Source organism: Methylobacterium sp. A49B (assembly GCF_053346215.1).
The window spans coordinates 12,312-24,994 of record NZ_JBKFBO010000114.1 but is presented as its reverse complement, the minus strand read 5'-3'; the positions used below and the strand labels follow the sequence as shown (position 1 = coordinate 24,994).

At 69.8% G+C, this 12,683-nt stretch carries 12 protein-coding genes; 5 read left to right on the top strand and 7 right to left on the bottom strand.

Annotated features, from left to right (window positions below; genetic code table 11):
- Positions 1 to 8: 8 nt before the first annotated feature.
- Complete coding sequence (locus ACLBX9_RS20240; protein WP_447720213.1) at positions 9 to 191, bottom strand: hypothetical protein; 183 nt, start codon at positions 189 to 191, stop codon at positions 9 to 11.
- A 793-nt stretch (positions 192 to 984) separates the two neighbouring features.
- On the opposite strand from ACLBX9_RS20240, the gene ACLBX9_RS20235 reads away from it, so the two are divergent.
- Positions 985 to 1,626, top strand: coding sequence for a DUF47 domain-containing protein (locus ACLBX9_RS20235; protein WP_010685871.1), 642 nt, complete (start codon positions 985 to 987; stop codon positions 1,624 to 1,626).
- A gap of 16 nt (positions 1,627 to 1,642) precedes the next feature.
- On the top strand, positions 1,643 to 2,629 hold the full coding sequence (locus ACLBX9_RS20230; RefSeq protein WP_447720212.1) for an anion permease: 987 nt from the start codon (positions 1,643 to 1,645) through the stop codon (positions 2,627 to 2,629).
- A gap of 33 nt (positions 2,630 to 2,662) precedes the next feature.
- Here ACLBX9_RS20230 and ACLBX9_RS20225 read toward each other — a convergent pair whose 3' ends face one another.
- The 5 genes from ACLBX9_RS20225 to ACLBX9_RS20205 all read right to left on the bottom strand — a co-directional run bounded on the left by ACLBX9_RS20225 (position 2,663) and on the right by ACLBX9_RS20205 (position 6,396).
- Positions 2,663 to 2,983 (bottom strand): GCG_CRPN prefix-to-repeats domain-containing protein, encoded by a 321-nt coding sequence (locus tag ACLBX9_RS20225; RefSeq protein ID WP_447720211.1) that lies wholly within the window; start codon positions 2,981 to 2,983, stop codon positions 2,663 to 2,665.
- A 57-nt stretch (positions 2,984 to 3,040) separates the two neighbouring features.
- Complete coding sequence (locus ACLBX9_RS20220) at positions 3,041 to 3,304, bottom strand: GCG_CRPN prefix-to-repeats domain-containing protein (protein ID WP_447720210.1); 264 nt, start codon at positions 3,302 to 3,304, stop codon at positions 3,041 to 3,043.
- Between the two features lie 168 nt (positions 3,305 to 3,472).
- Positions 3,473 to 4,846 (bottom strand): sensor histidine kinase, encoded by a 1,374-nt coding sequence (locus tag ACLBX9_RS20215; protein WP_447720209.1) that lies wholly within the window; start codon positions 4,844 to 4,846, stop codon positions 3,473 to 3,475.
- On the bottom strand, positions 4,846 to 5,577 hold the full coding sequence (locus ACLBX9_RS20210) for a response regulator (RefSeq protein ID WP_447720208.1): 732 nt from the start codon (positions 5,575 to 5,577) through the stop codon (positions 4,846 to 4,848). Before ACLBX9_RS20210 ends, ACLBX9_RS20215 begins: the two co-directional genes overlap by 1 nt.
- 93 nt (positions 5,578 to 5,670) lie before the next feature.
- Positions 5,671 to 6,396 (bottom strand): GntR family transcriptional regulator, encoded by a 726-nt coding sequence (locus ACLBX9_RS20205; protein WP_010685877.1) that lies wholly within the window; start codon positions 6,394 to 6,396, stop codon positions 5,671 to 5,673.
- Between the two features lie 153 nt (positions 6,397 to 6,549).
- On the opposite strand from ACLBX9_RS20205, the gene ACLBX9_RS20200 reads away from it, so the two are divergent.
- The 3 genes from ACLBX9_RS20200 (at position 6,550) to ACLBX9_RS20190 (ending at position 10,040) form a co-directional block, all read left to right on the top strand.
- A complete protein-coding gene (locus ACLBX9_RS20200; protein WP_010685878.1) occupies positions 6,550 to 7,848 on the top strand; it encodes an MFS transporter in 1,299 nt (432 codons plus the stop codon).
- Positions 7,849 to 7,876: 28 nt separating this feature from the next.
- A complete protein-coding gene (locus ACLBX9_RS20195; protein WP_010685879.1) occupies positions 7,877 to 8,956 on the top strand; it encodes a tartrate dehydrogenase in 1,080 nt (359 codons plus the stop codon).
- A gap of 124 nt (positions 8,957 to 9,080) precedes the next feature.
- Complete coding sequence (locus ACLBX9_RS20190) at positions 9,081 to 10,040, top strand: amidohydrolase family protein (RefSeq protein ID WP_447720207.1); 960 nt, start codon at positions 9,081 to 9,083, stop codon at positions 10,038 to 10,040.
- A 6-nt stretch (positions 10,041 to 10,046) separates the two neighbouring features.
- Here the strand turns inward: ACLBX9_RS20190 and ACLBX9_RS20185 are convergent, their stop codons facing one another.
- Positions 10,047 to 11,786: an HWE histidine kinase domain-containing protein gene (locus ACLBX9_RS20185; protein ID WP_447720206.1), complete on the bottom strand. Its 1,740-nt coding sequence runs from the start codon at positions 11,784 to 11,786 to the stop codon at positions 10,047 to 10,049.
- Positions 11,787 to 12,683 lie beyond the last annotated feature (897 nt).

Here is a 12,683-nt window from a genome sequence, read left to right as displayed (position 1 = left end):
GTCCTGCTCTAGCGAAGACCGGGATTGCCGGCGGTTGCGGTCGCCACGACCGGATCGGCGGACGCGTCGGCCTCGTTGGGGACGATCAGGTGGACGAAGAGCATGCCAGCCGCCACGATCAGCGCGAGCGCCACAATGCGCCACAGTTCCAGGATTGGCTCCTGAGGCGGCGTCTTGGTCTCACTCGACATCGCTTCCCCTTCCCGCCTCCGTGAACCCGGATGGGACACCTGGAGGGTAAATGAATCCTTAACCTCACCGCTGCGAGGCCGCCTCGGTCATCCCGGAGACGACCGGCTTGCGCCGTGCGCAGCTGCATCAACGCCGCCTGAAAAGACCAGAAACACGGCGGGAATGCGTGACGCCGCCCACACGCGACGGCTCTCCAGCGGGTCCGGTGCGGCATCGCACACCCGCTGCGCAGCCGGGCGCGCCGTCCTGAGTCCGGCGAGTCCCGACGCTCGCGCGACGCGTCGTGGAAGCAGGGCGGCCGGGCGCCGCACCGCCGTCCGCGCGGATGTCCACAGCTCAGATCGCCCCATTATTGGAGTTCCGGGGGAAGCTTAGGCGTTGTCCAGATTTGGCCGCAATCGTCGCCGGTTTTCGACGTGTGATGTCTTTCCGGGCCGGGAGTTGCCGATGTTCGAGAGCTGGTTCCTGGGCCCGGCACTCGTCGCGCTGATCAGTGCGGCGGCTCTGGTGGCGATCGGAGCCAGCCGACAGGCACCTGTCGTCCGCAGGGTAGCCGCGGGAACGCGGCTTCCGGATCCGCGCCGAGTCTTCGGACGCAAACGCCGCTGGCGTCGGTCGGTCCCCATCGCGCGGCGTCTCGGCCTGTTGCCCCTGCGGTGAGCCGCCGGTCCGCCGCGACGGCCTGAGTCCCGTCGAAACAGGCGCGTCGGGATCGGTCCGGGCCCTTGGTCCGTTGTGCCTGCCGGAAGCCGGCCTGCCGGCGTCACCTCGATTTCTGGACCCGGACACGACATGCTGGCTTGGTTCCGCGCCCTGATGCCGAAGGAGGATCGGTTCTTCGACCTCTTCGAGCGTCACGCCGCCACCCTTGTCGACGGCGCGGCGGCATTGAGGACGCTGCTGGACGGCACGCAGGATGTCCCGGCGGCGTGTGCGGTCATCGCGGCGCGCGAGGACGAAGCCGACGCCATCACGCGGGACGCGCTCCTCGCGGTGCGCCGGACCTTCATCACCCCCTTCGACCGCGGCGACATTCAGGCGCTGGTCGGCTCCCTGGACGATGCCATCGACCAGATGCTCAAGACCGCCAAAGCGGTGCAGCTCTTCGAAGTGACGGCCTTCGAGCCCGCGATGCGCGAGATGGGGGCCGTGATCCAGGAGGCCGCGCAGGTCACAGCCGAGGCGCTGCCGAAGCTGCGCTCGCTCGGCGAGAACGCCGCCGCGCTGAACACCCTGACCGAGCGCGTCATCGAGCTGGAAGGCCGCGCGGACGATCTGCATAACGCCGGACTGAAGACCCTGTTCAAGGCGTCAGGCCGGGATCCCATGGCCTTCCTGGTCGGGTCCGAGCTCTACGATCACCTGGAGAAAGTCATGGACCGCTTCGAGGACGTGGCGAACCAGATCAGCAGCATCGTGGTCGAGCACGTCTGAGCCGCGGGCCGCACGCGTGACGTTCCTCGTCATCCTCATCGCCCTGGCGCTGGTCTTCGACTTTCTGAACGGGCTGCACGATGCGGCGAACTCCATCGCCACCATCGTGTCGACCCGCGTCTTGGCGCCGCGCTACGCGGTATTCTGGGCGGCGTTCTTCAACTTCGTGGCGTTCCTGGTCTTCGGCCTGCACGTGGCCGGCACGGTGGGCGCCGGCATCATCGACGTCGGTGCGGTCGACGACCGGGTGATCCTGGGCGCGCTCGGCGGCGCCATCTCGTGGAACCTGATCACGTGGTACGCCGGGATCCCCTCCTCGAGCTCGCACGCCCTCATCGGCGGCCTGCTGGGCGCCGGGATCGCCAAGGCGGGGATGAGCGTCATCGTCTGGCACGGCGTCATCGCCACCAGCGCCGCCATCGTGCTGTCGCCGGCCCTGGGCTTCGCCCTCGGCCTGCTGCTGATGCTGGCGGTGTCGTGGATCTTCGTCCGCTCGACGCCCTACGCGGTGGACCGCCTGTTCCGGGGGATGCAGTTCGTCTCGGCCTCGCTCTACTCCCTCGGCCACGGCGGCAACGATGCCCAGAAGACCATGGGCATCATCGCGGCCCTGCTCTACGCGCACGGTGAGAGTGGCAGCTTCCATGTCCCCCTGTGGGTAGTCCTGTCCTGTCAGACCGCCATGGCGGCCGGCACTCTGCTGGGCGGCTGGCGCATCGTCCACACGATGGGATCGAAGATCACGCGCCTGTCGCCCATGCAGGGCTTCTGCGCCGAGACGGGCGGGGCCGTCACGCTGTTCGCCGCGACGGCCCTCGGCATCCCGGTCTCCACCACCCACACGATCACCGGGGCGATCGTCGGGGTCGGGGCGGCCCGCCGGGTCTCCGCTGTCCGCTGGAACGTGGCGCAGAGCATCGTGGTCGCCTGGGTGATCACGATGCCGGCCGCGGGCCTCGTCGCCGCCCTGACCTATGCGGTGTCGGGCTTGGTCCTGCCATAGGGCGGTTCCTGCCGTCGGGCGGGCAGCGCGGTTTCACCAGCGGCGGTGCCAGCCGCCGTGCCAACCCCGATGCCATCCACCGTGCCAACCCACGTGGCGGAATCCGCTCCAGCGATAGCCGCGGTGCCACGCGAAGCCGCGGTGCCAGCCGTGACGGTAGCCGTAATGCCACCGGTAGCCGAACCGGCGGTAGGCCGGGACGAACACGTACGGACGATAGAAGCCGTTCGGCCGGCACCATCCATAGAAATTGCGGTGAAAGCCGGGGCCGCACCCGTCGCGCGCCTCGGCGCTCGTGCCGGCCATCAGAACGCCCGCCGCGAGCGCGACGGGAAGGGCAAGCGTGCGAATCATGATCTCCTCCAAGGATGTCCGGCCCTTGCCGGACGGGAAGCGGACTCGGGATCGAGCTCAGTTCGGCCAGCAGCGGCGGCCGTAAGGCCCGATGTGGAAGCCGGCCGGACAGGAGACGCCCCGGACATAGCCGCCCCACTGACCGCCCGGGCGGCAGCCGCCGTAGGGGCCACGATGGGCGTAGGGACCGCAGCCGCCGTAGACCTGGATGATCTGCGCGTCGCCCGGTCCATCGGACACCGCGTCCTGGACTTGCGGCAGGGCCGAGGCCGGGACCGCGAGCGCGGCGAGCAGCGCGGCCGGGGCGAATATCTTCAGCATCGATGAGTTCCTTCTGCTCGTGTGAGGGGGTGTCGGGCCCTCAGAATTGCCCCGGCCCGTGAAGCCGCGACGTGTGAGCAGAGGTTCGCCCGCGCGCTGTGCCCGGGTGTGACGGGCAGGCGCCGGATCGTAACGTTCCGTAACGATGAGTTGCGTGCGCCCGAGCCGTCAGGCCAGGCTCGGCAGCGTCAGGACGAGCCGCGCCCCGCCCCGCGCACCCGCCTCGGCGACCACGGAGCCGCCATGCGCCTCGGCGATCTGCCGGCTGATCGCGAGGCCCAGGCCCGTACCGCCGGTCTGGCGGTTCCGGGACCGCTCGACCCGGTAGTAGGGGCTGAACACCGCCGACCGCTCCGCCTCCGGGATCCCCGGTCCGTCATCCTCGACGACGATCTGGCAGACCGCTCCAACACGCTGCACCGCGACCGCCACCGAGGTCCGACCGAACTTGACGGCGTTCCCGATGAGGTTGGCGACGACCCGGCGCAGGGCGACGGCATCCCCCGCCACCGTGGCGTCCCGCACCTCCTCGCCGGTCATGCGGATGTTGGCGCCCTGCGCGGCGTGCTCGGCGACCTCGACGGCCACGAGGTCGGCGAGATCCACCGCCGACCGGGTGGCCTGGACGGCGGTGCCGCGGGCGAAGCCGAGGGACGTCTCGATCAGGTCGGTCATGGCGTCGAGATCAGACACGATCCGGTCGCGCACGACCGCCTCGCCGACCCCTTCGGCCCGCAGGCGCAGGCGTGTCAGGTAGGTCTTGAGGTCGTGTGAGATTGCGCCGATCAGCAGCGAGCGCTCGGCCATGAGGCCGGCGATCCGCTCCTGCATGTGCTGGACCGCGCGCGCGAGACGCCGGATCTCCGGGGCGCCGCGCGGAGCACTCACCCGCTCCGGTACGTGGCCGTCGAAGCGGGAGACCGCATCCGTGAGGCGCCGCAGCGGGGCAAGTTCGTGGCGGGCGCCGACCAGGACGAGGCCCGCCACCGCCACGCCGAGGGCCGCGACCCACAGGCTGAGCGGCTGACCCAGCAGCCAGGGCATCAGCGAGCGATGGTTCCGGATCGTCGTGATGACGACGGTCCGGCCGTCCGGCAACCGGGCGCTGGCCAGGGCCAGGCCACCCTGGGGCCGCGTGACATCCGCCCGGGCCACGTCGGCCGCATTGACGCCGTGGCGCAGCATGTCGGGGCGGGTGAACGCGGAGACCTGGCTGGCCGGCTCGCTGGTCAGGCGGCGCAGGCGTGCCTCAAGACGCGGCTCGCGGATCAGCGTGGTTTCGTCGGGCGGCGTGTCGACGATGTCCACGGCGAGCGCCTCGCCGCTCACGGCCTTCAGGATCGCCGGCCGCTGTGCCGGATCGGCCTCCGACAGGAGCGAGATGATTCCCGCCGCCTGGTCCACGCGGGGAAACGGCGTCTTGTAGGGCGAGATCTCCTGGCCCCGCTGCCAGCGGTCGACGCCCACGGTGGCGAGGACGAGCAGCGACAGCGCCCCCAGGAGAAGCAGCATGATCCGGCCGAGCAGGCCGACGCGGCTCATCACGGGCTTCCGGGCTTCACCGCTGCCGCCAGGATATATCCCGCGTTGCGCACGGTCTTGAGGAGGCCGGCGGCGCTGCTGCCGGCGGCGTCGAGCCTGTGCCGCAGGCGGCTGACCTGGACGTCGATGGTGCGATCGAAGGCGTCGGCGGTCCGCCCGCGTGTCCAGTCGAGGAGCTGGTCGCGCGAGAGCACCCGTTGCGGGCGCGTGACGAAGCAGTGCAGCAGGTCGTACTCGGCGCTGGTGAGGGGTACCTCGGTGGCCGGCGCTCCGGTGGTGACGGTGCGGGCGGCGAGGTTGATGACGAGGTCGGCTACGCTCAGCGTTTCCGGTCCGGGCTCGGCGGCAGAGCCTCCGCCGTTGGCCCGGCGCAGGACGGCGCGAATGCGGGCGAGCAGCACCCGCGGATTGAAGGGCTTCGAGACGTAGTCGTCGGCGCCCATCTCCAGGCCGAGCACCCGGTCGATATCCTCGTCCTTGGCAGTGAGCATCACCACCGGCGGCCCGTTCGCGTCGCGCAGGCGCCGGCAGATCGAGAGCCCGTCCTCGCCGGGCAGCATCCAGTCGAGGACGATCAGGTCCGGGAGCGTGCCGGAGGCCAGGAGCCGGTCGAGGCTGGCGCCGCCGTCGAGCGCGACGACGCGAAAGCCCTCGCCCTCCAGGTAGTCGGCGAGCAGCGTACGGATGTCGGGATCGTCCTCGACGACGGCGATGGTCGTGCCTTCGTGCATGGCTGGAGCATAGGCGCCGCCGACGCGGCGGCAACGCGAATCCGGCCGCTGTCACAAAATGTTACATGAAGCGGTGGAGGGATCGCATCTGCGCTAAAGGTGCTTGAGGCCGTAGCTGCTCAGGAGGGGCAGCAACTCGTTCCGGGCCCGGATGCGATGCTGGCGCGCGGCGTCGAGGGCCTCGGCGGCATCGCCCGCGCGGACCGCTCCGGCGATGCGCCGGTGCTCCGCGATCGAGGCGTCGAGACCCCGGCGGAGGTTGAGCGTCAGCATCCGCGCCCGATGGGACTGGTCGTTGATCGCCTGCACGATCCGGCTCATGCGGCCGTTCCGGGCCTGCTCGATCAGCGCGGCGTGGAACGCCCCGTCCGCCTGACCCCAGCCGAGGAGATCGCCGCTGGCGTGCGCGTCCGCCATTGCGTCCGTGTGGCCGTCGAGGACCTGCGCGGCCGCATGGCGCGCGTCATCCGGCAGCGCGGCGACCAGTTCCGCCGCCCGGCCATCCATCGCGATCACGACGTCGTAGATCTCGCGCATGTCGTCCGGCGCCAGCGCCAGGATCAGGATGCCCTTCCGGGGCAGGACCCGCACGAGCCCGTCCTCCTGCAGACGGATGGCCGCCTCGTGGACCGGGGTCCGGCTCATGCCGAGCCGCAGGGCGATCTCCTGCTCGGAGGCCTGATAACCCGGGGTGAAGCTGGCGTCCCGGATCGCGGCGCGCATCGCCGCGTAAGCCGCGTCGACCAGGGAGGCGGGTCTCTGACCCTCGTCGGCGCCCGCCTGCCCGTCCTGACCCTTGCTGGGCTGCGCCCGCGCCATCGACCCCTCCCCTAGCAAGGCAGCCCTATCACTGTCCGGGGCCCCTGCGGAACACGCGTTGACAGCCCACCTCATCGGCCGTACCTGTATTTCATCTTGCATGGAAGATGGCGCGCAAGGAACAGCAGCGCGTCGCGGCACTGGGAGGATGCGATGGACGGCTCGCTCGAGCAGGCCACGATGCGCCGCGTCGCGTGGCGGTTGATACCCTTCATCTGCCTCCTCTATTTCATCGCCTTCATCGACCGCGTGAACATCGGTTTCGCGGCATTGACGATGAACAAGGATCTCGGCTTCTCGTCGACAGTCTTCGGCTTTGGGGCCGGGATCTTCTTCTTCGGATATTTCCTGTTCGAGGTCCCCTCGAACATCATCCTCGACAAGGTCGGCGCGCGGCTCTGGATCGCCCGGGTGATGATCACCTGGGGCTTCCTCTCGGGAGCCTTCGCCTTCATCGCCGGCGAGACGAGCTTCTACGTGCTGCGCTTCCTGCTCGGCGCCGCCGAGGCCGGCTTCTTTCCCGGCATCATCCTCTACCTGAGCTACTGGTTCCCGGCCCGCTACCGCGCCGCGGTGGTGTCCCTGTTCATGGCGGCGGCGCCGATCTCCGTGCTGCTCGGCTCGCCCCTGTCGAGCCTGCTCCTCGAGATGGAGGGGCTTCTCGGCCTGCACGGCTGGCAGTGGATGTTCCTGGTCGAGGCGGTGCCCGCCGTGATCCTCGGGGTCGTCGTGCTGTTCTACCTGACCGACCGGCCCGAGAAGGCGACGTGGCTCGCCGCCGATCAGCGGGCGTGGCTCGTCGCCGAGATGGAGGCGGAGCGCGCCCGCAAACAGACGAGCGCCCGCCACAGTCTCCTGAGCGGACTCTCCGACCCGCGCGTGCTGGCCCTCGCGCTCATCTATTTTGGCACTTCAGCCGGCCTCTACACGCTGGGCATCTGGGCGCCACAGATCATCAAGGGATTGGGCCTGTCGACGATGGCGGTGGGCCTGCTCAACGCCGTGCCGCCCTCCGTGGCGGTGGTGGCGATGGTGCTCTGGGCGCGTCATTCCGACAGGACCGGCGAGCGCACGTGGCACGTGGTGATCGCCTGCCTCGCCGCGGCCGTCGGCCTGATCCTGGCCGGGGGCGCAGCCTCCGTGCTCGCGGTCGTCGCCGCGCTGAGCCTCGTCAATGTCGGGATCAGCGCCGCGAAGCCGCCTCTCTGGGCCATGCCGACCATGTTCCTGTCCGGCTCGGCGGCGGCCGTGGGGATCGCCACCATCAACGCGATCGGCAATCTCGGCGGCTTCGTCGGCCCCTGGGTGATCGGCTGGATCCGGGACCGGACCGGCAGCTTCTCCGGCGGCCTGATGTTCGTGGCGGGCCTGCTCGTGCTCTCCGCCATCCTGACCCTGGTGGTCGCCCGGGCCGGGCGGCGCGCCGAGCCCGCCGGCGCGGTCGCCCGCTGAACCTTTCCAAAGCTCAAGGAGATCGATGATGACGAAGACTTACACCATCGCGGCCATCCCCGCAGACGGCATCGGCGTCGAGGTCATCGCCGCCGGCATCGAGGTGCTCGACGCGCTGGCCGAGAAGACCGGCTCCTTCGCCTTCACGTTCGACCATTTCGACTGGGGCTCGGACTATTACAAGAAGCACGGCGTGATGATGCCGGCCGACGGCCGCGAGCAGATCCGGGACCACGACGCGATCTTCTTCGGCGCCGTCGGCGCGCCGGACGTGCCCGATCACATCACCCTCTGGGGCCTGCGGCTCGCGATCTGCCAGCCCTTCGACCAGTACGCCAACGTCCGCCCGACCCGGATCCTGCCGGGCATCACCAGCCCGCTGCGCAACGTCTCGGGGCCGGAGCTCGACTGGGTGATCGTGCGCGAGAACTCGGAGGGCGAGTATGCGGGCGTCGGCGGCCGGGTCCACCAGGGCCACCCCAACGAGGTCGCCACCGACGTCTCGATGATGACCCGCTCGGGCGTCGACCGGATCATCCGCTACGCCTTCGAGCTCGCCCGCTCTCGCCCGCGCAAGCTGCTCACCGTCGTCACCAAGTCCAACGCCCAGCGCCACGCCATGGTGATGTGGGACGAGATCGCCGCCGAGGTCGCGAAGGATTTCCCGGACGTCACCTGGGACAAGATGCTGGTCGACGCCATGACCATGCGCATGGTGACCAAGCCCGAGACCCTCGACACGATCGTGGCGACGAATCTGCACGCCGACATCCTATCGGACCTCGCGGCGGCCCTCGCGGGCTCGCTCGGCATCGCGCCGACCGCCAACATCAACCCCGAGCGGACCTTCCCGTCGATGTTCGAGCCGATCCACGGCTCGGCCTTCGACATTACCGGCAAAGGCATCGCCAACCCGGTCGCGACCTTCTGGACGGCCTGCCAGATGCTGGAGCACCTCGGCGAGAAGCCGGCGGCCGACCGGCTGATGCGCGCCGTCGAGCGGGTGACCGCGGATCCGAACCTGCACACGCCCGATCTGGGCGGCAAGGCGACGACCCGGCAGGTTACCGACGCCGTCATCGCGGCGATCCGGGGCGACAACGCCTGACGCTTCCGCGCAGACGTATCCCGCATCCGCCGTGCATCGTTCCGGCGGATGCGGACCGACTGTACTCTGCATTCAAGTTGGCGCGCCGCGGAGAGCGGCGGGCTATAGGCAGTGGGAGGACGCGATGATTCCATCTGACCCCAGCCGACGCCGTGTGCTCGGCAGTGCGGCCGCCGCGTCCCTGGGCGCCTCGCTCGGGCTCCGCGCCCGATCGGCCTCCGCGCAGCACAACGTGCGGTACTCGACCGGGAGCGAGGCGCCGAAGTTCCGCGTCCCGCAGAACGCCACCGACTGCCACTTCCACATCTACGACGACCGCTTCGCGCCGGTGGCGGGCGGACTGCCGGCGCCGAACGCCTCACCGGACGATTACCGCGCCCTTCAGGCGCGTCTCGGCACCGGCCGGGGCGTGGTCATCCAACCGTCCCTCTACGGGTTCGACAACCGTCCGACCCTCGAGGGCATGGCGGCCCTCGGGCCGAACTTCCGCGGCGTGGCCGTGGTGAACCCCTCCGTGAGCGACGCCGAGCTGCAGCGCCTGCACGGCCTCGGCATCCGCGGCATCCGTTTCAACCTCGCGCAAACCGGCGCCACGACGCTCGACATGCTGGAGCCGCTGTCGCAGCGGGTCGACGCCCTCGGCTGGCACTGTCAGATCAACATGCCGGGCGAAAAGATCGCGGCGGCGGCCGACACCTTCCGCAAGATCCGCGGCAAGCTGGTCTTCGACCATCTGGCCCATTGTCCGCAGCCTGCGGGCGTCGAGAGCGACACGTTCAAGCTGATCCGCCGGCTCCTCGACCAGGGCAACACCTGGGTGAAGCTGACCGGCCTCTACGCCGACACCAAGGTCGGGCCGCCCACCTACGGGGATTCCGTGGCCGTCGCGCGCGCCTTCGCGGCCGCGGCGCCGACGCGGTGCCTCTGGGGGACAGACTGGCCGCATCCCACCGAGAACCAGTCCAACAAGCCGGACGACGCCCTGCTCCTCGACCTGCTTCCGACCTTCGTGCCCGACGCGGGCGCCCGCACGCGCATCCTCGTCGACAACCCGGCCGAACTCTACGACTTCCCGAAGTCCTAGCGCGGGTCAGACCGGTATCGCGGATGTCCCGGCTCCCACGGGGTTCCGGAACGAGGTGAAGCGGTCCGGCTCGTCCAGGGGCACCGCGAGGGTGCAGCGGACGCCCTCCGTCGGAAAGCTCAGGTCTACGGTGCCGCCGAGTTCCCGGCTGATGCCGCTGGAGATCAGGCGCGTGCCGAAGCCGCGGCGCTGCGGGGCTGTGACGGGGGGACCGCCGCTCTCGCGCCACTCCAGCGCCAGGGTCCGGGTGGGCCTGTCCGTCGTGGCCACGTGCCACGTGATGTCGATCCGGCCGCCCTCGGCCGCGAGCGCTCCGTACTTCGCCGCGTTTGTGGTCAGTTCGTGGATCGTCATGCCGAGCGCCAGCACGTAGCGGGGCGGCAATTCGATGTCGGGGCCGTTCAGCCCGAAGCGGCGCGGCGCCGCGTCCTCGAAGGGGGCGAGCGCGCTCTCGAGCACCGCGCGCAGGGACGCCCCGCCCCAATCATCGCGCGACAGCAGGTCGTGCGATTTCGACAGCGCCAGGATGCGTCCCTCCAGCCGTTCGCCCCGGTCATCGTCGCGTCGTCCTTGACGGGCCAGGGACTGAACGGTCGCCAGCGTGTTGCGCACCCGGTGGTTCAGCTCGTGCAGCATCAGGGTCTGCCGCTCCTGCAGACGGCGGCTCCGCTCGATCTCCGATCGCAGCTCGCCCTCGTGGGTCTGGAGCGCGGCGGCCATGGCGTCGAACGCCTCGCCCAGTTCCCCGAACTCACCCGGGCCGGCAAGCCCGCTGCGCGTGTCCAGCGCACCGGCCCGCCACGACGCGGCGGCGCGGAGCAGCCGGCGGACAGGCTGGCGGATGAAGGCGCGTCCCGCCAGCAAGGCGGCCGCGATCGCCAAGGCGGCGCCGAGGCCGATCAGGACCAGTCCGCGCCGCGTGGCGGCATCGATGTCGGCGAAGGCCGTCGTCGGTGAGAAGGCGACCGACACCGTGACGGAGTCGAGGTCGTCGGGGCTCGCCTCCGCCACGGCGGTGATCCGCGGGCTTCCGTTGAGGCCGGGCAGATCCGCAACGCCGCCGCGGTGCTGGACCAGGGCCGCCCAGAACGGCTGCGGGAGCGTCCTGCCCACCCATTCCTCGTGACCCGGCAGCCGGATGAGGATCGTGCCCTTCCGGTCCGCGACCGTCAGGGTCGCGTCGGGGGGCAGGCCGGCTGAGGCCTGTCGGCCCGCCAGATAAGACAGGTCGATGCTCGTCAGCACGATCCCGTCCGAGCGACCGTCCGCACCGGGTATCCCTATGGCGAACTGAATGGTCGGCCTCCGGGTGACACGGCCGGACACGACGTCTCCGACCGCGAAGGCGCCCGTGCGCATCGCGTCCTGGAAGTAGGATCGGTCGGCGATCGTGTAGGCGCCGGGCGAGGACCCGAGTGTGTTGCAGCGAATTTTCCCGTCCGGATCGGCGACGCCGAAGAAGAATGACCCGGGGACCTTGTCGACGACGCGCCGGAGATAGGCCGTGCAGGTTTGCGGATCCCGGTGCCGGATCTCGGGCAGTTCGGACAGGATGCCGAGGATCTGCTGGGCGCCGCGCCCGTACTGGCCCAGGTCGGCGGCGATGCCCCGCGCGGTCCGCATCGCCTCGCTGCGGACAGCCGCGCTCCGGGCGGCGCGCAGCGCGTACTCGTTGTAGCCCTGGATGGCGAGTGCGGGCACGAGCGCCAAGCCCACCAGCCCCACGATCCGCTTCGTCAGTGACATCGAGGGCGTCGTCCTCCTCCTGGGCACCCTCGCCTCGGGTTCCGGCACCTGCGCGCGCAGATAGGCGGCTTCGGCGTTTCGGAAAGCGCATTCAGGAGGTCGATCGCCGGCGCCGGACGGATCCGGCCTCGGGCCGATGCCGGAGCAACCGCACGGTCCTCGGAGCCGCGGCCCTCTCCGCGGATCTCGGGACGTTGCGTCCTGGGAGCCTTGATGATGCGCCCGACCTCTTCGTTCGGCGGAGGATCACATGGGTTCGACCGTTCTTCCACTCCGACGAGGATGCCCTGGGTTGATGGTCGCCCCGGTCTCTCCAGGGCGCCGCAGGCGAGCCCGAAATCCAGAACCCCTGTTGCGTCAGGATCTCGGCCATCGGTGTGTTCGAATCCTGGGGCTCCGCTTCGTGCCGCCAGTACCGCGAAGGTGATGCGGTTTCAGTCGAAAGTCATCAGACCAGGGTGCTTCGGACCCGAGCGTCAATAAGATAAAAATCCTGATTGGGGTTACCGGGGGCTAGCGCGGCGTCGGTTGCGTTCGGCCCTACGCCATGCGGGACACGAAGGGTGCATCCTGCCGCCGCGCCAAGCACCAGGGCGTCACGCGCGCGTCATCACCGGGATGATAGCGGCGCGCCACGGCGAAATTCCCAGACCCTATGCCGCCACTCAGCCCGCTCGGCCCCGCCGACGCGGGCTTTCGTGTGCTCAGACCATCGTTCAACGCTGTTGCCGCGGAGCAACAAGCGGCGGCTTTCCACCGCTTCGTAGCGTGGGCAACCTAGCCAGGACTGGAGGAGATGAGCAATTTTGTGCCGCAGGCATGAGCAATAAAAAGCTGTCGGCGCCCGGAACCGCATCATAATGCAAGAACGTTAGGCGTTTCGGGCCGCATGACGTC